This window comes from Acidovorax sp. Root402 (assembly GCF_001425125.1).
Taxonomy (GTDB): domain Bacteria; phylum Pseudomonadota; class Gammaproteobacteria; order Burkholderiales; family Burkholderiaceae_C; genus Acidovorax; species Acidovorax delafieldii.
Map to the genome: position 1 here is coordinate 702,406 of NZ_LMDQ01000014.1, position 22,334 is coordinate 724,739.

At 61.2% G+C, this 22,334-nt stretch carries 21 protein-coding genes and 2 tRNA genes; 7 read left to right on the forward strand and 16 right to left on the reverse strand.

The window, feature by feature from the left end; genetic code table 11:
- The first annotated feature begins 2 nt into the window (after window positions 1-2).
- Window positions 3-78, forward strand: a tRNA-Thr gene (locus ASC83_RS14370).
- A 45-nt stretch (window positions 79-123) separates the two neighbouring features.
- Here ASC83_RS14370 and ASC83_RS14375 read toward each other — a convergent pair.
- From ASC83_RS14375 to ASC83_RS14385, 3 genes are all read right to left on the reverse strand, one after another.
- Window positions 124-1,134, reverse strand: a complete 1,011-nt coding sequence (locus ASC83_RS14375; RefSeq protein WP_056063777.1) for a site-specific integrase — start codon at window positions 1,132-1,134, stop codon at window positions 124-126.
- A 577-nt stretch (window positions 1,135-1,711) separates the two neighbouring features.
- The gene (locus ASC83_RS14380; RefSeq protein ID WP_082522460.1) at window positions 1,712-2,866 is read right to left on the reverse strand and encodes a replication initiation factor domain-containing protein; all 1,155 of its coding nucleotides are present in this window, start codon (window positions 2,864-2,866) and stop codon (window positions 1,712-1,714) included.
- Between the two features lie 222 nt (window positions 2,867-3,088).
- Window positions 3,089-3,310, reverse strand: coding sequence for a hypothetical protein (locus tag ASC83_RS14385; RefSeq protein WP_056063781.1), 222 nt, complete (start codon window positions 3,308-3,310; stop codon window positions 3,089-3,091).
- Window positions 3,311-4,190: 880 nt separating this feature from the next.
- On the opposite strand from ASC83_RS14385, the gene ASC83_RS14390 reads away from it, so the two are divergent.
- Complete coding sequence (locus tag ASC83_RS14390; RefSeq protein ID WP_056063784.1) at window positions 4,191-4,373, forward strand: hypothetical protein; 183 nt, start codon at window positions 4,191-4,193, stop codon at window positions 4,371-4,373.
- Window positions 4,374-4,454: 81 nt separating this feature from the next.
- Here ASC83_RS14390 and ASC83_RS14395 read toward each other — a convergent pair whose 3' ends face one another.
- The 12 genes from ASC83_RS14395 to ASC83_RS14450 form a co-directional block, all read right to left on the reverse strand.
- Window positions 4,455-4,766, reverse strand: a complete 312-nt coding sequence (locus ASC83_RS14395) for a single-stranded DNA-binding protein (RefSeq protein ID WP_056065085.1) — start codon at window positions 4,764-4,766, stop codon at window positions 4,455-4,457.
- A 236-nt stretch (window positions 4,767-5,002) separates the two neighbouring features.
- Window positions 5,003-5,079: transfer RNA gene (locus ASC83_RS14400), tRNA-Pro, on the reverse strand.
- Between the two features lie 30 nt (window positions 5,080-5,109).
- Window positions 5,110-5,544, reverse strand: a complete 435-nt coding sequence (locus ASC83_RS14405; RefSeq protein WP_056063786.1) for a MerR family transcriptional regulator — start codon at window positions 5,542-5,544, stop codon at window positions 5,110-5,112.
- A 97-nt stretch (window positions 5,545-5,641) separates the two neighbouring features.
- Window positions 5,642-5,968 carry an integration host factor subunit alpha gene (locus tag ASC83_RS14410; RefSeq protein WP_056063789.1) on the reverse strand — a complete coding sequence of 109 codons (327 nt, stop codon included), beginning with the start codon at window positions 5,966-5,968 and terminating at the stop codon, window positions 5,642-5,644.
- A 25-nt stretch (window positions 5,969-5,993) separates the two neighbouring features.
- A complete protein-coding gene (pheT, locus tag ASC83_RS14415; RefSeq protein ID WP_056063792.1) occupies window positions 5,994-8,441 on the reverse strand; it encodes a phenylalanine--tRNA ligase subunit beta in 2,448 nt (815 codons plus the stop codon).
- A gap of 72 nt (window positions 8,442-8,513) precedes the next feature.
- Window positions 8,514-9,566: a phenylalanine--tRNA ligase subunit alpha gene (gene pheS / locus ASC83_RS14420; protein ID WP_056063795.1), complete on the reverse strand. Its 1,053-nt coding sequence runs from the start codon at window positions 9,564-9,566 to the stop codon at window positions 8,514-8,516.
- Window positions 9,567-9,667: 101 nt separating this feature from the next.
- On the reverse strand, window positions 9,668-10,027 hold the full coding sequence (gene rplT / locus ASC83_RS14425; RefSeq protein WP_005795139.1) for a 50S ribosomal protein L20: 360 nt from the start codon (window positions 10,025-10,027) through the stop codon (window positions 9,668-9,670).
- A gap of 26 nt (window positions 10,028-10,053) precedes the next feature.
- Window positions 10,054-10,257 (reverse strand): 50S ribosomal protein L35, encoded by a 204-nt coding sequence (gene rpmI / locus ASC83_RS14430; protein ID WP_008904041.1) that lies wholly within the window; start codon window positions 10,255-10,257, stop codon window positions 10,054-10,056.
- A gap of 183 nt (window positions 10,258-10,440) precedes the next feature.
- Complete coding sequence (infC, locus tag ASC83_RS14435; RefSeq protein ID WP_082522461.1) at window positions 10,441-11,049, reverse strand: translation initiation factor IF-3; 609 nt, start codon at window positions 11,047-11,049, stop codon at window positions 10,441-10,443.
- Between the two features lie 80 nt (window positions 11,050-11,129).
- Window positions 11,130-13,049 (reverse strand): threonine--tRNA ligase, encoded by a 1,920-nt coding sequence (thrS, locus tag ASC83_RS14440; protein WP_056063802.1) that lies wholly within the window; start codon window positions 13,047-13,049, stop codon window positions 11,130-11,132.
- 316 nt (window positions 13,050-13,365) lie between these two features.
- Window positions 13,366-14,697, reverse strand: a complete 1,332-nt coding sequence (gene aceA, locus ASC83_RS14445; protein ID WP_055402695.1) for an isocitrate lyase — start codon at window positions 14,695-14,697, stop codon at window positions 13,366-13,368.
- 252 nt (window positions 14,698-14,949) lie between these two features.
- Complete coding sequence (locus ASC83_RS14450; protein ID WP_056063805.1) at window positions 14,950-15,372, reverse strand: gamma-glutamylcyclotransferase; 423 nt, start codon at window positions 15,370-15,372, stop codon at window positions 14,950-14,952.
- 93 nt (window positions 15,373-15,465) lie between these two features.
- On the opposite strand from ASC83_RS14450, the gene ASC83_RS14455 reads away from it, so the two are divergent.
- Window positions 15,466-16,377 (forward strand): DMT family transporter, encoded by a 912-nt coding sequence (locus ASC83_RS14455; RefSeq protein WP_235509397.1) that lies wholly within the window; start codon window positions 15,466-15,468, stop codon window positions 16,375-16,377.
- A gap of 76 nt (window positions 16,378-16,453) precedes the next feature.
- Here ASC83_RS14455 and rraA read toward each other — a convergent pair whose 3' ends face one another.
- Entirely contained in the window at window positions 16,454-16,975 is a 522-nt protein-coding gene (gene rraA / locus ASC83_RS14460) for a ribonuclease E activity regulator RraA (RefSeq protein WP_056063808.1), read from the reverse strand.
- Between the two features lie 435 nt (window positions 16,976-17,410).
- Between rraA and ASC83_RS14465 the strand changes: the two genes are divergently transcribed.
- From ASC83_RS14465 to ASC83_RS14480, 4 genes are all read left to right on the forward strand, one after another.
- Window positions 17,411-17,731 (forward strand): SWIB/MDM2 domain-containing protein, encoded by a 321-nt coding sequence (locus ASC83_RS14465; RefSeq protein ID WP_056063811.1) that lies wholly within the window; start codon window positions 17,411-17,413, stop codon window positions 17,729-17,731.
- A gap of 270 nt (window positions 17,732-18,001) precedes the next feature.
- Entirely contained in the window at window positions 18,002-20,224 is a 2,223-nt protein-coding gene (locus ASC83_RS14470) for a TonB-dependent siderophore receptor (RefSeq protein ID WP_056063815.1), read from the forward strand.
- Between the two features lie 66 nt (window positions 20,225-20,290).
- Window positions 20,291-20,983 carry a Fe2+-dependent dioxygenase gene (locus ASC83_RS14475; protein ID WP_056063818.1) on the forward strand — a complete coding sequence of 231 codons (693 nt, stop codon included), beginning with the start codon at window positions 20,291-20,293 and terminating at the stop codon, window positions 20,981-20,983.
- A 115-nt stretch (window positions 20,984-21,098) separates the two neighbouring features.
- On the forward strand, window positions 21,099-22,241 hold the full coding sequence (locus ASC83_RS14480; RefSeq protein ID WP_056063822.1) for an alpha-hydroxy acid oxidase: 1,143 nt from the start codon (window positions 21,099-21,101) through the stop codon (window positions 22,239-22,241).
- Window positions 22,242-22,334: the final 93 nt, after the last annotated feature.

The following is a 22,334-nucleotide window of genomic DNA, read 5'->3' on the forward strand; positions in this document are numbered from 1 at the left end:
AAGCCGGTGTAGCTCAGTCGGTAGAGCAGCTCATTCGTAATGAGAAGGTCGGGTGTTCGATTCATCTCTCCGGCACCAAATGAAAAGCCCTGATTCGCAAGAGTCAGGGCTTTTTTCATGTAGTCAGAATGTACCCGTGAGGACATTATCCAGGCGCGAGGCCGCAACCTGCAAGCCTTCCGGCGCTACGTGGGCATAGCGTTCCACCATTTCCAGTGTTTTCCAACCGCCCAGGCGCTGCAGTTCGTGGGTCGGCGTTCCGGCCTGCCGGTGCCATGTTGCGAAGGTGTGCCGCAGGTCATGCCACCGGAAATCCTCGATCCCCGCACGCTTGAGCGCTGCCCGCCATGCCTTGGTGTTCACCTGCACGATGGGCTTTCCTTCGTACGTGAACACATGGGTCAGGTGATCGCCTTGGCGTTTTTGCAACACCTGCATGGCAGCTTCATTGAGCGGCACCGCATGCGCCTTGCCGTTCTTATGGTCCTCGGCCGCAACCCATAGGTGCCGCCGCTCCAGGCTGATCTGGCGCCATTGCAACTTCGTCACGTTGCTTTGCCGCAGGCCTGTCGCCACCGAGCAAATCGCCATATCCCGCAGGTGTTCGGGCAACTGCACCAACAGCCGCGCGAACTCTTCTTTGGTCAGCGCACGGATACGCCCACCCTTGTCACGCAGCATCCCCACCTTGGGGACGCGATCGAGCCATTCCCAGTCGTAGCAGGCCCTGCGCAAGATGGCGCGCACTAGGGCCATGTATCGGTTTACCGTCCCAGGCGAAACGCCCTTGGCGCGCTTGGCCTTGACCTCGTCCAACAATGCGCGGTTGATCTCGTCCAGGGCTTTCCCCCCTAGATACGGGTGGAACCAGCGCAGCATGGACTTGTCCCAGGCCTGCGTGCGCTTGTGGGTCGTCTCGACCAGGAAGCGGTCTGCAGCTTCATCCCAGGTGCGACGCGGTTTCACATCTAGCTTGTCTTGCTCCCAGCGCTCGGCCTTGAGCTTGTCGTGGTACTGCTGCGCCTGCCGCTTGTTGGCTGTGCCGCTGGAGATTTGCAGGGGTTTCAGCTCGTTTTTCGTGGGTGGCAAGCGTATCCACCAGTACGGCGAATTTGCGCGTTTGTAGAGGCTCATGCTGCCCCCTCTCCGACGCGAGAAGAGCGCCGATCTTGTCGCTCAATGAAATCCCGTTTGATCAGGCTACCAAGCGTTTTTTCATCGCAAAGGACAAGACCTGACGCCCCATATTTGAGCCACGAAACACGCCCAAATCGAAGCCAACGACCAAAACCCATCGGCTTAGATTCTGGAAAATGTTCACGGTAGGCGACACAGTAAGCGTCCCATTCCGGCCGATGTGATCGGCGCCACTCCTTCATGCGGTCGTTGCTCTCAGCGTTGAGTCGGTTTCTATGCCGACGTCGATACGCAAGCGCTCCACCGCCCTCCTGCGCATAGGCAAGAATCAAACGCCGGCCTGTCGAGTCAGGTCGTTCAACCTTCTTAAGCCAAAGGTCACCATCAACCAAAGCGCATTCATCCAAAACGCTGGCGATTTCATCCGCTCTCCAGCCCTCATAAACCCGGGAAACGGGACCTGACCATCGAGCAACAAGCCTACATGAAGGTCGTACTTGATCGCCCAATACGGCAGTGAGCTTTTCGGCAAACCCAGACGATGCAGATAACTGCAACAGTGCATCACACCACGTCATGCGGTACCCCCTCTCAGCTCCCAATCGAGCATGGCCGGATCGTTCTTCACGTGGTAGCTATAGGGGTCGATGCGCGCGGGAATGCCGGGGCGCAAGAGCTTTTCAACGACTGCCACATAGTCCCCTTGCATCACCTGCATCATGAGGTTGACCAGCTTCCCGCAATGCTGTTTGGCGTTCTCTACCGCAGCATCAAAAGCAATTTGCGCGGCGTTCGTCACCGTCTTGATGATCGACTGTTCTTCACTCAAGAACGCAAGACAGGGATAGGCCCCAGCAAGGTAGTGACTTGGGCGCGTGAGGATGTCATAGGGGATGAAGCGGTCCTCTGCACGCCATTCGACTTCCATGCGCGTCCAGGGGTTGGAGGCATCGCCAAGCTGTTTGCCCTTTTCGTAGATCCGGGCGTACTTGCCACTGGCACGATTGCCGATGCCAAGGGTTCGCCCCTTGGTCGAGGACTCGCCTTCGAGCCAGTCCCCATAGCACGTATGGATAGGCTTGCGACCGCCCGCATTGAAGCCCCCAGCCCGGTACTGGTCGATTGCCCACGCGATGGATACGAGCCTGCCTGCAAAGTCGTCATAAGCCAAATCTGCCCGCTTGATGGCGGCCCGGTGTTGCTCAAGCCACAGAGCCAAATCGGCCCAGCGCGTGACCATTGAACAGCCCTTGCCCATGAGGCTGAAATAGACCCTGCCCCGCTGGCTTTCACCACCCCATGCAACGATGCCCGCGCCATCGCCAAAGCGCGCCGAGAAGCGAAAACCAAACAAGCCCTTGCGGTGTTGCAAGTCGCTGATTTCGAGGAACTGCGCCATTTCGCTCAACACCCAGTCATAGGACTTTTCATCGGGTGGCACGATGGAGAAGGCCAAGGCATCAACGAGGGCCACGCCTTCCCGCAATGGCTCAACTGGTTCCATGTGGCGCAGCATGACAAGCTTGGAACCATTGTGAAGAAGCTCAACAGGTTCGCCCGTTTCCGGGTCATTCCCTGCGTAATGCGGTTGACGTTTAACGTCTTTCTTTCTCCCCGTGGTTACTACACGGGGGATGATCGGCGCATCGCTCGCTCGTGCAGCGCCCGCTTGCCCGGCGAGCGCTGCGCCGCCCAAGCTCTGTGCAAAACCGTCTTCGGAAAAGGACATACGAACTCCAAGAACTTGGGTTCGCAACGCATAAAGCAAAAAACCATGCAGCAGCGAACCCCTGATTAGGAAAGGTTCGCAACAGCATGGCTTGCTTATCGGGTCTTTGGATTGAGCCTCAATCGGCTGTAGGGGTGCCCGCGCAGCCCCGTCGGTTCCACTGGGGCCAGAGTGTTAGTTGTCTGCCAATGCTAATGCGAATGCCTCATCACACGCAACAAATCACCCGTTAGGTGTTGCATCCTCGTCATAGCTTGGATCGTCTGGCGAGCGAAACGAGTAGGTCACTCGGCCTGTTTCTACATCCCTACTCTCAATCACCTTCACGCCCGGCTCAGCCATCAGCGCCTTGGTTTCTGGTCTGGAAAGCATCTCCTCAAGCACATCGATGACCGACGACTGTGCGCGTTGGGCAGGCTGAAGAATGGTGGGCTTTTTCTTCATGGTTGCACCTCTGCAGAAGCGACCAGTTCACCAGGGGGTTGCACCCCCTCCTTACGCTGCGCTCCAGCCCCCGAGGTGACTACGCCCCCTCCACTGCGTGGCCCCTCCCCCGCCTGCCAATCAGCAACAGCGCGCACAGCCAGTTCGCCCAAAGACGCAACCAGTCCGATATTGCGCAACCAGCGCTCTACAACCCGACCGTCTTCTGTGTCGTCCGCAACAGCGACGCGGAGAAACAAAGCCGCACTCTCTCTCATGCGGCTTATTGCCACCGAAAGTTCAGTTCCTGCGGCCTCTTCTTGTGCAGCCGCCCAAAGCCTCTCTCCCTCCGCAAACTCGCTCGACAACTGGAGGTTTCTATCAACTTGCATGTGTAGCTCCGATGTAGTTCAAAGGTTGAAAACACCGGGTACAAACTGACCTTCACCAGAGAGAGGCGATTCCCGAGAGGCCTTCGTAATGAGAAGGTCGGGTGTTCGATTCATCTCTCCGGCACCAAATGAAAAGCCCTGATTCGCGAGAGTCAGGGCTTTTTCATTGGCCGTTCCGGAGCAACAACCCAGCCCACCGCCGGACAACAAGAACTGGCGGTGCGGCCAGTGGGTGGCGCAAATCAACCCACTGCCGGGACATGCGATACAGCGCTGCCAACAGGAGGGGCCGCCACTCGGTACGCCCGCCTCCATCGTCAACAATGGTGTCGCGCGTGTGTTGCGCCCGCCAGATGGCAGCTTAGGTGTTTGCAAACATCGGCAACTGATGCAGACTGTGCGCTTCAGCTTGCCACCAGAGGTTGCCTGGTCAACTGGCGACAGGCCGCACACCAAAGTCTCACACCTCCACTACCAGCACCATCATGAGTGTCGAACGCAGAGGCAGCATGGACCGCCGCACCGGCAAGGATCGCCGCCAGGAAGAAAAAGGCCCCCCCACCAATTTCGAGCGGCGCCGAGCCATCGAGGCGCGCCAGCCCGAATTGACAGAACTACACATGAGCGAGGATGAGCTCAAGGCATTGGGATTTGCGCCCACTCCCAAAGGCAACCCTCGCAAGACAGGCTAGGTACAGCGCCCGGTCCGGGTGCGCTTGTGGGCTCTCCCCGCTCCGCGTGTCATCCCATGACACAGCTTGCGCCGCATATGCCTACTGCTCGATGCCAGAGACCGGCAGGCTGATCAACCGGTGTGCCACCATATCCAGCGCGGGCCTCGCGTTGCCTTGTTTGTCCGTCCAGACACGAGGATTCAAGCTGCCAGAAAGCGCCACTGAATCACCGTCGCGCAACTGGTGAAGTGACGCGCAGAGACCCTCGTCAAAGGCGATGACGTTGATGAAAAGCACTTCGCCCTCCGCCGTGCTAGCTCTCACCTTCGCCAAGGTGTAGGCCTTGCCCGCTTTGTCCGTGCGGCGCTCCGCCTCACCGTAAAGCCGTCCGGCTACCAAGCCATCAATCATGAAGGTCTCCATGCCCATCGTGGGCGCGTTGTTGCGCCCCTCCCAGGCCGCGGCCATCACTGCACTGCCGATGTCACCGGCAAGGGTGCCTGACGTCGCCGCACGCACGGCACGCAAGTACAGCATGTGCATGGAGCGATGCGCCACCACCGAACCGCAACGCTGCCGCCGCTAAAACCAGGGAGGAGAAAAGCAAAAAAGCCCAGAACCTTTCGGCTCTGGGCTTTTGCTATCAATGGTCGGCGTGGCGGGATTCGAACTCGCGACCCCTTGCACCCCATGCAAGTGCGCTACCAGGCTGCGCTACACGCCGACAAGACTTAGATTATATGCAGAAAAAAGCTCAGTTCAGAGAAAGTAGCGCACGAATTTCAAATAATTCTTGGCGCACTGCGTTGGAGTCCAGGGAGAAGCCCGCAGCAACGATGGAAAGGTCGCGCGCGCTGTCCACCAGCATGCTGGGTGGCTCTGCGTCCTGCGGCATAGAAGCCTCGTCCGACCCAACAACTTCTCGCGCAGCATGTGCAAGCTCTTGCAGGCGATTGCGCGCTCCACTGATGGTGAAGCCCTGGTCGTACAGCAAGTCACGGATGCGGCGAATCATCAGCACCTCATGGTGCTGGTAATAACGCCGGTTGCCACGTCGCTTCATGGGCCGCAGCTGCGTGAACTCCTGCTCCCAGTAACGCAAAACATGCGGTTTGACGCCGCACAGCTCCGCAACCTCACCAATCGTGAAGTATCGCTTGGCGGGAATGGAAGGGAGGGTGGTGCCCATGAGATGCGTGTTCAAACGGGAAAGCTTTCAAGCGTACTGCAGACCAGCCTGCACCGCCAGCCACCAAGAACATCTTGGCAACAAAAACAGCACAAACTCACGCAACAGCGGCCGTCTGAATCTGCTCCTTGAGCTTGCTGCTGGCATGGAAAGTCACCACGCGACGCGCCTTGATGGGTATGGCCTCGCCCGTGCGTGGATTGCGCCCGGGACGGGGAGCCTTGGTCCGGATCTGAAAGTTACCAAACCCCGAAAGCTTCACGTCCTTGCCTTCGACAAGGCTTTGGGCAATCAAGTCGAAGAAGGCATCGATCATGTCCTTGGACTCGCGCTTGTTCAAGCCGATCTGATCGAACAACAGATCCGCCAACTGCGCCTTGGTCAGTGCCGGTGTTTCCAGGCTTTCAACTGCGAATTCGATCATGGCTCGTCACTCCCCTTGGACATCATCACACCCGCAGACGGGCGCCCGTGCGCTGCGTCAACTGAGTGATCACGGATTGCATCGCTGCGTCGATTTCTGCCTCAGTGAGCGTGGCTTCATCGCGCCCCAGAGTGAGGCGCACGGCCAGGCTCTTCTCGCCGGGGGCCAAGCCACCCGCAGGCGCCTCTTCTCCCGCCCGCAGCGCCTTGGGCCGATACACGTCAAACAGCACGGCAGAGCGGAGCATGCCACCCGGAACGGCCTGCTCTACCGCGCCCATGATGTCGGCGTGCGTCACGCGCTCTGCCACGACCACGGCCAAATCGCGCTCGACAGCCTGGTGTTTGGTCACCGGCTTGAACTGAGGCACCACACGCTGCAGCACGGCGTCAAGCTCCAGTTCGAACATCACAGGCGCCTGAGGCAGGTCCCACGACTGGCGCCACTGGGGGTGCAATTCGCCCACGAAGCCCATGGCACGCCCATCGACCAGCACGCGGGCGCAACGGCCAGGGTGCATGGCGGGGTGGGTGCCGGGCTCGAACGTTGCGCGCAGGGGGGCCAGAAGCGCTTCCACGTCCCCCTTCACATCAAAGAAGTCGATGGCCTGGTCCTTGCGACCCCACTGCAGCATGTCGTTCGGACCATACGCCAAGCCCGACACGCGCATGGGCTGGTGAAAGCCTTCGACCGTGGTGTCGGTGTTGCGCACGCCGCCGTCGCGCAGGAACACACGGCCCAGTTCGAAGACGCGCACCCGCTCGGCCTTGCGGTCCAGGTTGAACTTCAAAACTTGTAGCAGAGAACCCAATAAAGTCGAGCGCATCACGCTCATCTGACTTGCGATCGGATTGAGCAGCTTGATGGGTTGCGGGTTGGCAGCCAGCTCGTGCTCCCAACGCTCCTCCACAAAGCTGAAATTGATCGTTTCCTGATACCCCAGGGCTGCCAGCGAACGGCGCACTGCAAACGGGCTGCGCGTGGCCTCGAGCGCTAGCTTGGGCGTAATGGGTGCCAGCGGTGGAGTGGTCGGAAGGTTGTTGTAGCCCACCATACGGGCCACTTCTTCGATCAGGTCTTCCTCGATGGTGATATCGAAACGGAACGACGGCGGCGTGACCGTGAGCGCACCTTCGCCCTGCACCACCGGCAGACCCAGGCGGGTCAGCGCGTCGGCGCATTGCACCTGCGTCAGCGGCATGCCGATGACCTTGGCAGCACGCGCCACGCGCAGCGTGACAGGCTGTGGCACAGGCAAGTTCACCACTTGGTCGTCCATAGGGCCGCATGCTGTATCGGCCGTACCGCAGATATCGATGACGAGTTGGGTAATGCGCTCGATGTGCTCCACCGTCAGGCTCGGATCCACGCCGCGCTCAAAACGATGGCCGGCATCCGTCGAGAAGTTGAAGCGGCGCGAACGGCCTGCCACCGCCTTGGGCCACCAGAAAGCCGCCTCGATATAGATGTTCCGGGTGTCATCAGACACCGCCGTGGCGTCTCCGCCCATGATGCCCGCCAGCGATTCCACCTGGCTGTCATCGGCGATCACGCCCACCTTGTCATCCACCGTGATGGTGTTGCCATTGAGCAGCTTCAGCTGCTCACCCGGCTTTCCCCAGCGCACGTCCAGGCCACCATGGATCTTGTCCAGGTCAAAAATGTGCGAAGGACGTCCCAACTCAAACATCACATAGTTGGAAATGTCTACCAGCGGCGACACACCACGCTGGCCGCAGCGTGCCAGGCGATCGAGCATCCACTGAGGCGTGGCAGCCCGCGTATTCACGTTGCGCACGATACGGCCGGAGAAACGGCCACACAGGTCAGGCGCGCTCACTTTGACGGGCAGTTTGTCCGTCAGCTTTGCGGCCACGGCAGGGAACGATGGATTTTTCAGCGGCGTACCCGTCAATGCGGACACTTCTCGCGCGATGCCATAGACGCTCAGGCAATGTGCAAGATTGGGCGTGAGCTTGAGCGTGAACAGCGTGTCGTCCAGGTTCAGGTGGGTGCGGATGTCCTGGCCCACGGGTGCAGAGGCGTCGAGCTCGAGCAGACCGCCATGGTCCTCTGACAGTTTAAGCTCACGGGCGGAGCACAACATGCCTTGGCTTTCCACGCCGCGCAGTTTGCCCACCTTGATGAGGAAAGGTTTGCCATCGTCACCCGGCGGGAGCTCGGCACCCACCAGTGCGCAAGGCACCTTGATACCCACGCGGGCATTGGGCGCACCACAAACGATGTTCAGCAGGGCGCCCTGCCCCACGTCCACTTGGCACACACGCAGGCGGTCGGCGTCTGGGTGCTGTACCGCCTCCTTGATCTCACCCACCACGATCTTGGTGAAAGGCGGGGCCACGGGGCGCAGCTCCTCCACCTCGAGGCCGGCCATCGTCAGCGTTTCGGCCAGCTCGGCCGTCGTCAAAGGGGGGTTGCAGAACTCACGCAACCAGGATTCAGGAAATTGCATAGTCGGACACTCTTGTACGGAAGGTGCGCAGCACGGCCACAGGGCTCGCGCACGGCGCGAAGTCGGCGGGCTTTACTGGAACTGCGACAGGAAGCGGATGTCGCCGTCAAAGAACAGGCGCAGGTCATTGACGCCATAGCGCAGCATGGTCAGGCGGTCGGGTCCCATGCCGAATGCAAAGCCGATGTACTTCTCAGGGTCAAGACCCATATTGCGCACCACGTTGGGGTGCACCTGGCCCGAGCCCGCCACTTCGAGCCAACGGCCTGCAAGCGGGCCCGTCTGGAACTGGATATCGATCTCGGCGCTGGGCTCTGTGAACGGGAAGAAACTGGGACGGAAGCGCAACACGAGATCGTCGCTCTCGAAGAACGTGCGGCAGAAATCCGTGAAGATGACTTTCAGGTCCTTGAAACTCACGTTCTCACCAATCCAGAGACCTTCGCACTGGTGAAACATGGGCGAGTGCGTAGCGTCGCTGTCCACGCGGTAGGTACGGCCGGGGGCAATGACGCGGATCTCGGGCATCGCCTGACCGGCATCGAGCGCAGCCCGGTGCTTTTTGACATGCTGGACCGCATGGCGGATCTGCATGGGGCTGGTGTGTGTGCGCAGCAGGTTGGGAGCGGTGGCAGTGCCGCCCTCCACATAGAACGTGTCATGCATGGAACGCGCAGGATGGTCTTCCGGCGTATTCAGTGCAGTGAAGTTGAACCAGTCGGTCTCGATCTCAGGGCCTTCGGCGACGTCAAAACCCATGGAACCGAAGATGCCCTGGATGCGTTCAAGCGTGAGCGACACCGGGTGCAAGCCACCCTGCCCGCGCTGGCGGCCTGGCAGGCTCACGTCCAGTGCTTCGGCCTTGAGCTGCAATTGAAGTTCGGCATCGGCCAGAGCTTGGCGGCGAGCGGTCAGCGCAGCCTCGATGGCCTGCTTGGCAACGTTGATGGCTGCGCCGCGGGATTTCTTTTCCTCGACGGACAGCTGCGCCATGCCCTTCATGAGCTCGGTCACGCGACCTGACTTGCCCAGAAACTGCGCCTTGGCGTTTTCGAGGTCAGCAGGGGTTGCGCTTTGGGCAAACAGTTGCGTCGCGCTCTCGACCAGGGAATCCAACTCGTTCATATCGACTCTTGAAAATGAACAAGGGCTAGTGCCTTTTCAAGCCCTAGCCCTTGCTGTTATTGCGCAAGCAGCTATCAGAACGATAGCCGCTCATCGTGAACTCAAGCAGCCAGCTTGGCCTTGACTTGCTCCACGATGCTGCCAAAGGCAGCCTTGTCGTGCACTGCGAGGTCGGCCAGCATCTTGCGGTCGATCTCGATGGATGCCTTCTTCAGGCCGTTGGCGAACTGGCTGTAGGTCAGGCCCAGTTCACGGGCAGCGGCGTTGATACGGGCGATCCACAACTGGCGGAACACGCGCTTCTTGGTGCGGCGGTCACGGTAGGCATATTGCCCAGCCTTCATTACCGCCTGTTTGGCGATACGGAAGACGTTACCGCGGCGACCACGGAAACCCTTGGCAAGGGCGAGAACTTTCTTGTGACGGGCACGGGCCGTTACACCACGTTTGACGCGAGGCATGTATGTACTCCTTGTTCGTCAGTAAATTAAACGCCCATGCCGGGCAGCATCTGTGAAATCGAGCCCATATTGGTCTCGTGCACAGCAACCGCACCACGCAGATGGCGCTTGTTCTTGGTGGTCTTCTTGGTCAAGATGTGACGTTTGAAGGCTTGACCGCGCTTGACGGTACCACCTGGACGAACGCGGAAACGTTTTTTCGCGCTGCTCTTGGTCTTCATTTTGGGCATGTGAATGCTCCTTTTTCGTTGTGCTCGTGAGGCGTTTGCAAACCGATCTGCAAACTTGTTGGCCCCGAGCCACTTTTATCGAAAGGCTTTCACCTTCCGGTCGGCAGTGCTCGAAAGCCCCACCTTTTCAAACACCCCGCCCCTTCGGGCGTGGCGCTCAAAATCTGACACTGATTGGCAAACCTACGCCGCCGCACCCGTTGCAGGGGCCGCGCCTTCAGCCGCTGGCTTGGCCGCGGGCTTCTTCTTGCCCGGAGCAATCATCATGATCATCTGGCGGCCTTCCAACTTAGGAAACTGCTCAATGATGATGCTGTCAGCCAACTCGTCACGAATCCGGTTCAGCAAAGCCAAGCCGAGTTCCTGGTGCGTGATTTCACGCCCGCGGAACCGCAGCGTGATCTTGCACTTGTCGCCATCCGCCAAAAAGCGGCGAATGTTGCGCATCTTGATGTTGTAGTCGCCATCGTCCGTTCCGGGGCGGAACTTGACTTCCTTGATCTCAATGACCGTCTGCTTGGCTTTGGCTTCTGCCGCACGCTTTTGCTCTTGGTACTTGAACTTGCCGTAGTCCATGAGGCGGCACACCGGTGGATTCGCCGTAGCGGCGATTTCCACCAGATCCACGTCCAGCTCACCGGCCATGCGCAAGGCCTCCATGAGGCTGACAACACCCAAAGGCTCGTTGTCTGGCCCGGAAAGGCGGACTTCCGGGGCCATGATTTCACGGTTCAGGCGGTGCTTGCGCTCTTCCCGGTGGCGACGATCACGAAATTCAGTAGCGATGGCTATCTTCCTTGAATCAAAATGCTACAAATAAAGTAGCTACTTCCGCACAGTCCGCGAGCGGCAAAGCAGTTTTGTGTTCAAAATCAGGCTTTGGTGGCGATGTCGTTAGCGATCAATTCAATGAACGCATCCACCGACATCACGCCGAGATCACGATTACCCCGGGCTCGCACTGCGACGGCGCCGGCTGCCTTTTCCTTGTCGCCTGCGACGAGGATGTAGGGCAGCTTTTGCATCGAATGCTCCCGTATTTTATACGTAATCTTCTCATTGCGCAGATCCAGGGCCACCCTAAGGCCTTGATTGGGCAGCGCTTTTTGCAGTTTTGCTGCGATTTCACGACAGTAATCGGACTGAGCGTCCGTGATGTTGAGCACCGAAACCTGCACGGGAGCGAGCCATGTCGGCAAAGCACCCGCGTGCTGCTCGATCAGAATGCCAATGAAGCGCTCCAAGCTACCCACGATGGCGCGATGCAGCATGATGGGCCGATGGCGGGCGCCATCTTCGCCCACAAACTCTGCGTCCAAGCGCTCGGGCATATTCGGATCCACCTGAATCGTGCCGCACTGCCAGGGGCGCCCCAGCGCGTCCTTGAGCGTGTACTCGATCTTGGGACCGTAAAAGGCGCCCTCTCCGGGCAGGTATTCAAATTCGCAACCGGATGCCCTTAGACCCTCAGCCAAGGCGTTCTCGGCGCGGTCCCAGCTTTCCTCACTACCGATTCGCTTCTCAGGCCGTGTGGACAGCTTGTAGATGATGTCCGTGAACCCGAAGTCCTTGTAAACCTTCTGCAGCAACGTGGTGAACGCCACGACTTCGGACTGGATCTGGTCTTCGGTACAGAAGATGTGGCCGTCGTCCTGTGTGAAAGCACGCACGCGCATGATGCCGTGCAGCCCCCCGGTCGGCTCATTGCGGTGGCATTGGCCGAACTCGCCAAACCGCAAAGGCAGGTCGCGGTAGCTCTTGATACCTTGCTTGAAAATGATGATGTGCCCAGGGCAGTTCATCGGCTTGAGCGCGTAGTCGCGCTTTTCCGACTCCGTGACAAACATGTTCTCGCGGTATTTGTCCCAGTGCCCGGTTTTCTCCCACAGGCCCTGGTCCAGGATCTGCGGCCCCTTGACCTCCTGGTAGCCGTTGTCGCGGTACACGCGGCGCATGTACTGCTCCACCTCCTGCCACACCGTCCAGCCCTTGGGGTGCCAGAACACTGTGCCAGGCGAGTGTTCGTCGATGTGGAACAGATCCAGCTCGCGGCCGAGTTTGCGGTGGTCGCGCTTTTCGGCCTCCTCCAGCATCGTCAAATACTGCTGCAGCTCATCCTTGGTAGCCCAGGCCGTGCCATAGACCCGCTGCAGCATCTCATTACGATGATCGCCACGCCAGTAGGCGCCAGCCACCTTCATGAGCTTGAAGAACTTGAGCTTGCCGGTGCTGGGCACATGAGGGCCGCGGCACAGATCTTCGAAATTGCCTTCGCGGTACAGGCTCACGTCTTCGTTGCTGGGGATGCTGGCAATGATCTCGGCCTTGTAGTGCTCACCCAGGCCCTTGAAATACGCCACGGCCTCGTCGCGCGGCAGCACGCGGCGCACCACGGGCTCGTCCTTGGATGCCAGTTCGGCCATGCGCTTTTCAATCGCCACCAGGTCTTCAGGTGTGAAGGGCCGCTTGTAGGCAAAGTCGTAATAAAAGCCGTTTTCGATCACCGGGCCAATGGTGACCTGCGCGTCAGGGAACAGTTCCTTGACCGCGTAGGCCAGCAAGTGAGCGGTGGAGTGACGAATCACCTCCAGGCCATCCGCATCCTTGGCCGTCACGATGGACAGCGGGCTGTCGGCCGTGATCTGGTAGCTGGTGTCCACCACCTTGTCGCCGATCTTGCCCGCCAGGGCGGCTTTGGCCAGACCGGCGCCAATGGAGGCGGCCACCTCGGCCACGGTGACGGGGCCCGGAAACTCGCGCTGTGAACCGTCGGGAAGCGTGATGTGAATCATGGGAGCAACTCTTTCTCTGTGATCAGTGCAATGGATGCGGGCACGCGCCAGGCCCGAAAAACAAAAAAGCGCGGAACAGGTCCGCGCTTTTTGGAGGTGTGTGCAATCTCGTGCAGGCGCGAACAGCCAGCCTCAACGGCCGGTCAACATCTCCGATGTAGTTCGCGGTGTCATAACCAGATTGCCTTTCTCGCTCTTGTGCAGTGAATTTCCGCAGATTTTAACCCCAGCACCCAGAAAAAAGCCCGAAGCATCTGCTTCGGGCTTTTGTCGAGTGCATTTGGCGCCACAACAAAGCAGCGCTGAGCCACGCAGATCAGTGGAACTGCTCTTCTTCGGTCGAACCCGTCAGGGCCTTCACGGAGGACGAGCCACCCTGGATCACCGTGGTCACGTCGTCAAAGTAGCCTGCGCCCACTTCCTGCTGGTGCGACACGAAGGTGTAGCCCTTTTCGCGTGCTGCGAATTCAGGTTCCTGCACCATTTCGGTGTAGTGCTTCATGCCTTCGCCTTGGGCGTATGCATGGGCGAACTGGAAGGTGTTGAACCAGTTGATGTGGATACCGGCCAGCGTGATGAACTGGTACTTGTAGCCCAGAGCCGACAGGTCTTCCTGGAACGACGCGATCTGCTTGTCGTTGAGGTTCTTCTTCCAGTTGAACGAAGGCGAGCAGTTGTACGACAGCAGCTTGCCAGGGCAGGCAGCGTGCACAGCTTGCGCAAATTCACGGGCGAAGCCGATGTCTGGCACGCCAGTTTCGCACCACACCAGGTCGGCATAGGGAGCGTAGGCCACGCCGCGGCTGATGGCTTGTTCCAGGCCGTTCTTCACGCGGTAGAAGCCTTCTTGCGTGCGCTCGCCGGTCAGGAAAGGCTTGTCGTTGGCGTCGTGGTCGGACGTGATCAGGTTGGCGGCTTCTGCGTCGGTGCGGGCCAGCACGATGGTGGACACGCCCATCACGTCAGCAGCAAAACGTGCGGAGATCAGCTTTTCGCAGGCTTCCTGCGTAGGCACCAGCACCTTGCCACCCATGTGGCCGCACTTCTTCACGGCAGCGAGTTGGTCTTCGAAGTGCACGCCGGCAGCGCCCGATTGGATCATGTTCTTCATGAGTTCGAAGGCGTTCAGCACGCCGCCGAAACCGGCTTCCGCGTCCGCCACGATGGGCAGGAAGTAGTCGATGAATTCCTTGTCGCCGGGGTTGATGCCACGGCCCCACTGGATTTCGTCGGCGCGCTTGAAGGTATTGTTGATGCGGCGAACCATGGTGGGCACCGAGTCATACGCATACAGCGACTGGTCGGGGTACATGGTTTCGGATGTGTTGCCGTCAGCGGCGACTTGCCAGCCCGACAGGTACACGGCTTCGAGGCCGGCCTTGGCCTGCTGCATGGCTTGACCGGCAGAGATGGCGCCGAAAGCGTTGACGTAGCCTTTCTTGGCACCGCCGTTGATCTTGTCCCAGAGCTTTTCAGCGCCGCGCTTGGCCAACGTGTGCTCGATGGGCAGCGAACCACGCAGACGCACCACGTCGGCAGCGGAGTAACCGCGCTTCACACCCTTCCAGCGGGGGTTGGTCGCCCAGTCTTTTTCCAGGGCGGCAATTTGCTGTTCGCGGCTCAGTTGTTCGTTGAGGGATTGGGGCATGAGATCACTCCAGGGGTTGGTTGAAAACGCCGGGCTGCTGTGCGCCGCCCTTGAAGACAACTTTAAGTCTTCTATAAGACTTGCGCAAGCTCTTATGTCTTATAGAAGAGATAAATTTTCTTCTTTCAAAACAACCACTTAACCACGTGATTTCTCAATACAGAAATTGATTTCTCATATCGAGAAAAATTGCGGCAATGCAACATCTATCGCATTCCACATCAAGAAATCTAACTTTCGTATTGTGATAATTCAAGCGGACGCAGTGCCAACTGCCCTGAGCCAATCGCCATGTTCGATCCGGCGTGCGCCCTCTGCGTATCGGGGATGGACCTCGTACACCAGACAAGACAGCCGTTGGCCCTCAACTGTCACCACGATCTCGCGCTTGAGGTATTCGTCGGTGGGGTGATCTCCGGTCAACCCTTCAATGGCATCCAGAACCTCCTCCAGCGCAGGCTCGATGGCGTACACCTCGCCATGCACCGGCTGATCGCCACCCAGCGTCATGCCCGGATACGCCCCCAGGTGAAACAACACTCCCGGCACCTGCGCAAAACCCACCCAGTGTGGCGCAGGCAACAAGCGCGTGATGTCATTCGACCCACCGCGGCGCAAGGTGCCGTATACAAACACATGGCGTGGGGTGCCAGCAGGCAAAGAAGGCTCGGGCATGATGCGCAGTCGTTTTTGATTGAACAGCGCCCCAGTCTAGTGAATACGCCCGCTCCCAGCCGCCCTTTCGCCTATGTGTGCCTAGCCCTCAGCATGTCGCTGGTGGGCAGTTATGTGGCACTCTCCAAACCCCTGGCAGCCGTGCTGCCCGTGCTCTTGCTCGCCTGGATGCGCTTTGGCATCGGGGGCATCGCCATGCTGCACTGGCTCAAGAAGCCCGCCAACGAGCCGCCACTGACACCGCAGACCAAACGGCTGCTGTTCCTGGAGTCCTTTCTGGGCAACTTTCTGTTCACCATCTGCATGATCTATGGCGTGAGCCTGACCGACGCTGTCTCCGCAGGGGTGACCATGGCAGCCATTCCTGCAGCCGTGGCATTGATGGGATGGGCATTTCTGGGTGAACGGGTGGCGCCTCGCACCTGGATGGCGGTGCTCTGTGCGGTGATTGGCATTGCCCTGTTCTCACTATCAAAACCAGAGCACGCAGCACATATGGAACCTGCGCTTGGAGCCAGAAACACTGCAAACGATGCCTGGTGGGGCCAATTGCTGCTGCTGGGGGCAGTGATTTGCGAGGCCGCCTACACGGTGATCGGCAAGAAGCTGACCGGCAGCCTGGGGCCCAAGCGCATCACCTCGCTCATCAACCTGTGGGGCTTTGTGCTGACAACACCGTTTGGCCTGTACCTGGCGCTGGACTTCCCGTTTGCCTCGGTGGGATGGGGCACCTGGCTATTGCTGCTGTTTTATGCGCTGGCCGCCTGCATGTGGACGGTGTGGCTGTGGATGACCGGGCTCAAGGCCGTGCCCGCTGCTCAAGGCGGTGTTTTCTCGGTCATGCTGCCGGTGAGTGCTGCACTGGTGGGCGTGCTGTTTTTGGGCGAGGTATTGACGGGCCTGCAACTGGTCGCCTTTGTCATTGCCCTGGCCAGCGCGTTGCTGGCCACCCTGCCCTCGCGCGCGGCGCTGCGCGTAGGGCGGCGGAGCGGCAGCGCCGACTGACTGGCCCTTCGGCAACCGTCTTCACCATCCCACCACGGGGACTGGACAGACTGGGCAGAACCAGAGAAGGCCGGACTCAGCCGTGCAAGGGCTGCGCACTGACCACGATGCCATCGGCATCGGCATACAGCCAGTCGCCGGGGCGCACAGGCACGCCCTGGATCGACACAGCCACATCGCGTTGCCCCTCGCCACGCCGCTCGGTGGGCAGCGGCATCAGCGCCAGCGCGCGGATGCCGACGGCTTCCGCGTTCAGCTCGGCCACGTCACGCACACAGCCGTCCACCACGATGCCGGCCCAGCCATTGCGGGCGGCGGCTGCCGCCAGGTTGCCGCCCACCAGGGCCCGGCGCAGAGAACCGCCGCCATCCACCACCAGCACCCGGCCCTCGCCTGCTGACTCGACAGCCGCCTTGACTTGGGTGTTGTCCTCGTGGCACTTGACGGTGGTGACGGGGCCCGCGAACGCGGCAACGCCCCCAAAGCTCTGGAACACCGGGGGCAGCACGCGGAATGCACCGCTGGTGTCGCCCTTGTGGACGTCACAAAAGTCGCAGGTGGCAAACGGCGTGAGGGGAAGAGGCGAAGCTGCAGCCATTCCAAGATCCTTTCAGTCAATCAAACGGTTCCAACAATCAAACCCGCCCCAACGGCAGCGGCGAGCACGAACCCCACACCGAACGCCCCCCGCCGGGGTACAGGCCTGCGGGCGAGCCGCGTTCGTTGAGCGGCAAATCTGTTGTGCAAGATTGTGCTGCAGCAGCAGCCACCCCAGATGCGGCGCCCAACGCCGCACTCAGAAGATGCCCCCCGAGGAACCGCACTTGAAACCCGCCCTCTGCCGCGTGTTTGTCAAGCCTGGCGCGCCTTGGCGGCCTATTGCTGCGGGGTGCGCGGCGCCACCGCTACAAATCGAGGCAAAAAAAGCCGTTTCTCCCTTGGAAACGCGTTTTTTTCCCATTAGCATCAGCCTGCCAGTGGGAAAGCGTCGTTTTCGCTGGTAAAAATTTATTCCCAACAAGGACAACCCAACATGGCAACTGCAAAAAAAGCTCCGGCAACCACAGCCCCAGCAGCCAAGAAGGCCGCTGCACCCGCCAAGAAGCGGACCCCTAACGCCGCTTTCATGAAGGCGCTCACGCCCAGCCCCGCGCTGGCCGCTGTGGTGGGCTCGGCTCCTCTGCCGCGCACGGAGATCATTAGCAAGCTGTGGGTCTACATCAAGGCCAACAACCTGCAGGACGCCACCAACAAGCGCAACATCAATGCCGATGCCAAGCTCAAGGAGCTGTTCGGCAAGCCACAGGTCTCCATGTTTGAAATGGCTGGCCTGATTGGCAAGCACGTCAAGTAAGCCCTGGCGCTTTGCGACCCGCGTCGCACCCGTAAAAGAACCGGCTCTGCCGGTTTTTTTACGCCCATACCCTGTCGAAGTGTGGCGCGCCCGCATCAATGCAAATGAGAATGACCCGCATTTGATGTAACATAAAGCTGCACGACGACGCACAGCCATGTTGATCTAGCCACTGCCTCTCGCCTGCTCTTGGTGCCCCTGCGCGCCACCTGCACACCCCTATTGACGGAGGCCCTCTTGGCTAAATCTCGCGCCCAGCGCCGCAGCGGCATGCTGCGTTCTTCTCCCGCATTCGTTGCTTCTCCCGCCACCCTGTCGCCCCAGGCTTCGCAATCCGACAGGGCCTTGCTGCCACTGGGCGCGCTGATGCTGGCCGCCTCGATGGGCGCCATGGCGCAGACCGGCACGTCCGAGACCACCCTGTCCACCGTGACGGTGAAGGAAGCCGCAGAAGTCCAGGGCAAAGACACCCTGCTCATCAAGAAGACCACCGTGGGCAAGGGCAAGCAGGACATCAAGGACATCCCCCAGTCCGTGACGGTGTTCACCGAAAAGCTGATGAACGACCGCAACCAGGACGACTTCCGCGAAGTGCTGCGCACCACGGCGGGCGTGACCTTCCAGTCCGGCGAAACCGGTGAAGAAGACGTGCGCCTGCGCGGCTTCTCGCTGGGCCTGGCGGGCGACATCTACGTGGACGGCATGAAGGACGCCCCGCTGATCGAGCGCGACACCTTCAACAACGACCGCATCGAAGTGCTCAAGGGCTCGGCCTCCATGCTGTTCGGCAAAGGCTCGACCGGCGGCGTGGTCAACCAGGTCAACAAGTACCCGCTGCTGATCGACCAGCACGAAGCCGGCTACACACTGGGCACCGGCAAGTACCACCGCGCCACCGGCGACTTCAACTGGGTGACGGGCGAGAACTCGGCCTTCCGCCTGAACGCCATGGTGCAGGAGTACGACAACTACGGTGCCAAGCAGGACAAACGCGGCATTGCACCCACGTTTGCCTGGGGCATCGGCACGCGCGATGAGTTCTCCGTCGGGCTGTACTACCTCGAATCCAAGGGCCGCCCGCTCTACAACCACCCCTGGCGCCTCTCGGCCGACGGCAAGATCAACATGCCGCTGGAAGCCGGCAAGTACTACGGCCTGGCCAGCGACCACAACGACACCACATCGCAGTACGTCACGCTGGGCCACATCCACCGCTTTGACGACAGCGGCGAGCTGACCACCCGCCTGCGCTACGGCAAGTACGAGCGCGACCTGCTGGCCAGCACCATCGGCTTCCAGAACAGCGCCATCACGCTGGACCAGATCAACAGCAACACCGTGCTGACCCGTGGCTCCAAGGGCCGCGTGGGCGAGAGCAATGTGCTGCAGGTGCAAAGCGACTACAGCAACACCTACAACTGGGGTGGCAAGAAGCACGCGGTGCTGACCGGCGTGGACTACTACGACGACGACGCCAAGCGCAACCAGAACTACGCCAACACCACCACCCGCCCCACCACCACGGTGGGCACGCCCAACGACGGCGCGTGGGTGGCCGACGGCCGTGCGCCGGTGCAGTGGAATACGTTCACATCGCGCAACCTGGGCCTGTACTTCCAGGACACGGTCTCGCTGAGCGACACGCTCAAGCTGGTCGGCGGCCTGCGCTACGACAACTTCCGCGCCGCGTACCACAACGCCGCAGGCAGCCTGAGCAACTCGCGCTCCGACAGCCTGTTCAGCCCCCGCGTGGGCATGATCTTCCAGCCTGACGAGCTGACCTCGTACTACCTGTCGTACGGCACTTCGTACAACACCTCGGGCGACACCTACCAGTTTGGCAACCCCGGCACCACCACGGCGCGCACCGCCAACACCGACCCAGAAAAGAGCCGCAACATCGAAGTCGGCGGCAAGTTCGAGCTGTTCGAGCGCCGCGCCCTGCTGGGTGTGGCCGCCTTCTACAGCCAGAAGTACAACGAGCGCAACACCGACCCCGACACCGCTGCCGCGCAAGAACTGCTCTCGGGCAAGCGCCACGCCACCGGCATGGAGTTCAACCTGGCGGGGCGCCTGACGCCGAAGTGGGAACTGTTCTTCAACCACACCTGGATCCCGTCGGCCAAGATCGACAAGAGCAACGTGGTGCTGGCCGCCAACGGCGGCGGCGCGCAGGTGCAGGGTGACCGACCCGGCCTCACGCCCAAGCACAGCGGCAGCGTGTGGAGCACCTACGCCGTCACCTCCAAGCTGCGTGTGGGTGCTGGCCTGACGTACCGCGCCAAGCAGAACCCCGAGGGCTCGCGCGCCGTGTACGCCAGCGGCTTTGCGGTGGTGGACGCCATGGCCGAGTACGCGTTTGACGACAAAACCTCGCTGAAGCTGAACGTGAGCAACCTGTTCGACCGCACGTATGCCGAAGGCCTGTACCGCGGCTTCTACACGCCCGGCGCTCCGCGCGCTGTGCAGCTGACGCTGAAGACACGGTTCTGACGCACCTCTGAAGTCCCTCGAATGAACCGGCCCCGGCACTGCCCGGGGCCGGTTCACAATGGTTCCATGTTCCTGCACATCCAAGACGTTCTCACCGCCGACGAGGTCGCGTTCTTCCGGCAAAAGCTCTGGGCGGCCGACGCCCCCTGGGTGGACGGCGCCCGCAGCGCGGGCGGCCAGGCGGTGCACCAGAAAAACAACCTGCAGCTCGCACAAGCCAGCGAGCTGTCCGCCCAGCTCCAGGGCCTGGTCAAGGCCGCGTTGAATCGCAACGCCCTCTTCTTTTCGGCCGCACTGCCGCGCCGCATCTACAACCCGCTGTTCAACAAGTATGGCGATGGCGCCAACTACTATGGCAACCATGTGGACAGCGCCGTCATGCACTCCCGCGCCGACAGCTGCTGGGTGCGCAGCGACCTGTCGTGCACGCTGTTCCTCACGCCGCCCGACGACTACGACGGTGGCGAGCTGGTGATTGCCGAAGCCCTGGGCGAGAAGCGCATCAAGCTGCCTGCGGGCGACATGATCCTGTACCCCAGCAGCACCGTGCACCAGGTCGCGCCGGTCACGCGCGGGCACCGCGTGAGCAGCTTCTTCTGGGTGGAGAGCATGGTGCGCGGGCTGGAGCAACGCCAGTTGCTGTTCGACATGGACATGGCCCTGCTCAAGCTGCGCCAGACCCACGGCGACACCGACCCGTCGGCCATCGCGCTGTCGGGCACGTACCACAACCTGCTGCGCATGTGGGCCGATGTGTGAACCGCAGGCCCCTACCCCACGGCTGCGACCGAGGGTATGAGACACCCCGCAAGAACTATTATTTTGATAGCACCCAGCGCATGATCCACTAGCGCTTGGTGCTATTTTTGTTTGTATGACCCAATTTCCTGCACGGCACACCATCCCCCCGGGCCTGGTCACCCTGGCCGACCACGAGCAACACGCACGCACGCAGCTGGACGACAACGCCTGGGCGTACTTCAGCGGCGGCGCGGCCGACGAGATCAGTCTGCACGCCAACCGCAGCGCCTGGGACGCCCTGCCCCTGTGGCCCCGCGTGCTGCGGCCGCTGGCGGGTGGGCACACCCGCGTGCCCCTGCTGGGCCGCACGCTGGCGCACCCCATCCTGCTCGCACCCGTGGCCTTCCAGCGCCTGGCGCACCCCGACGGCGAACTGGCCATGGCCTATGCCGCAGCGGCGCTGGGCGCGGGCGTGGTGCTCAGCACCCAGGCCAGCGTGTCGCTGGAGAGCGTGGCCCAGGCCGTCCTGCCCGACCCGGGGCGCGGCCCGCTGTGGTTTCAGCTGTACCTGCAACCTGACCGTGGCTTCACCCAGTCTCTGGTGCAGCGTGCCGAAGCGGCCGGCTATGAGGCCCTGGTGCTCACGGTGGATGCCCCCACCAGCGGCGTGCGCGACCGCGAACGGCGTGCGGGCTTTCGGCTTCCGCCCGGCGTGGGCCCCGTCAACCTGGCAGGCCTGCAGGCACCCGCGCCTTCCGCGTTGGGCCCCGGCCAGAGTGCCTTGTTCGACGGCCTGCTCCACCATGCGCCCACGTGGGACGACATCGCGTGGCTGCAGTCCATCACCCGGCTGCCGGTGCTGCTCAAGGGCGTGCTGCACCCCGCCGACGCGCGCCAGGCCGTGTCGCTGGGCGCTGCGGGCCTCATCGTGTCCAACCATGGCGGGCGCACGCTGGACACGGCCCCTGCCACCGCCACCGCGCTGCCCCGTGTGGTGCAGGCCGTGCAGGGCAAGGTGCCGGTGCTGGTGGACGGCGGCATCCGGCGCGGCACCGATGTGCTCAAAGCCATGGCGCTGGGCGCCTCCGCCGTGCTGGTGGGGCGCCCCGCCGTGTGGGGCCTGGCCAATGCAGGTGCTGCGGGCGTGGCCCATGTGCTGCGCCTGCTGCGCGACGAATTGGAGGTCGCCATGGCCTTGACCGGCTGCGCCACCCTTGCCGAAGCGACTTCCGCGCTGTTGGACGGCCACGACGAGCCCGCCGCGGGCGCGATCTGAGGCCCGGGGTATCGGCAGCTCCACACGGGCAGGTGCGCGTTCCCCCTGTCGGCAGGAATGATTTATTGCAAATGCGATAGATTCGTATTTATA

Coding starts and splice junctions, on each gene's coding strand:
- ASC83_RS14410 (WP_056063789.1), bottom strand. CDS start 5,968: ATGATCGAATTCGCAGTTGAAAGCCTGGAAACACCGGCACTGACCAAG.
- ASC83_RS14475 (WP_056063818.1), top strand. CDS start 20,291: ATGTTCCTGCACATCCAAGACGTTCTCACCGCCGACGAGGTCGCGTTC.
- pheS (WP_056063795.1), bottom strand. CDS start 9,566: ATGAACGAGTTGGATTCCCTGGTCGAGAGCGCGACGCAACTGTTTGCC.
- ASC83_RS14395 (WP_056065085.1), bottom strand. CDS start 4,766: ATGATTGATGGCTTGGTAGCCGGACGGCTTTACGGTGAGGCGGAGCGC.
- ASC83_RS14380 (WP_082522460.1), bottom strand. CDS start 2,866: ATGTCCTTTTCCGAAGACGGTTTTGCACAGAGCTTGGGCGGCGCAGCG.
- ASC83_RS14450 (WP_056063805.1), bottom strand. CDS start 15,372: ATGCCCGAGCCTTCTTTGCCTGCTGGCACCCCACGCCATGTGTTTGTA.
- ASC83_RS14390 (WP_056063784.1), top strand. CDS start 4,191: ATGGACCGCCGCACCGGCAAGGATCGCCGCCAGGAAGAAAAAGGCCCC.
- ASC83_RS14480 (WP_056063822.1), top strand. CDS start 21,099: ATGACCCAATTTCCTGCACGGCACACCATCCCCCCGGGCCTGGTCACC.
- aceA (WP_055402695.1), bottom strand. CDS start 14,697: ATGCCCCAATCCCTCAACGAACAACTGAGCCGCGAACAGCAAATTGCC.
- ASC83_RS14375 (WP_056063777.1), bottom strand. CDS start 1,134: ATGAGCCTCTACAAACGCGCAAATTCGCCGTACTGGTGGATACGCTTG.
- ASC83_RS14405 (WP_056063786.1), bottom strand. CDS start 5,544: ATGGGCACCACCCTCCCTTCCATTCCCGCCAAGCGATACTTCACGATT.
- rplT (WP_005795139.1), bottom strand. CDS start 10,027: ATGCCTCGCGTCAAACGTGGTGTAACGGCCCGTGCCCGTCACAAGAAA.
- ASC83_RS14455 (WP_235509397.1), top strand. CDS start 15,466: ATGTCGCTGGTGGGCAGTTATGTGGCACTCTCCAAACCCCTGGCAGCC.
- ASC83_RS14465 (WP_056063811.1), top strand. CDS start 17,411: ATGGCAACTGCAAAAAAAGCTCCGGCAACCACAGCCCCAGCAGCCAAG.
- pheT (WP_056063792.1), bottom strand. CDS start 8,441: ATGCAATTTCCTGAATCCTGGTTGCGTGAGTTCTGCAACCCCCCTTTG.
- rpmI (WP_008904041.1), bottom strand. CDS start 10,257: ATGCCCAAAATGAAGACCAAGAGCAGCGCGAAAAAACGTTTCCGCGTT.
- ASC83_RS14385 (WP_056063781.1), bottom strand. CDS start 3,310: ATGAAGAAAAAGCCCACCATTCTTCAGCCTGCCCAACGCGCACAGTCG.
- thrS (WP_056063802.1), bottom strand. CDS start 13,049: ATGATTCACATCACGCTTCCCGACGGTTCACAGCGCGAGTTTCCGGGC.
- ASC83_RS14470 (WP_056063815.1), top strand. CDS start 18,002: ATGCTGCGTTCTTCTCCCGCATTCGTTGCTTCTCCCGCCACCCTGTCG.
- rraA (WP_056063808.1), bottom strand. CDS start 16,975: ATGGCTGCAGCTTCGCCTCTTCCCCTCACGCCGTTTGCCACCTGCGAC.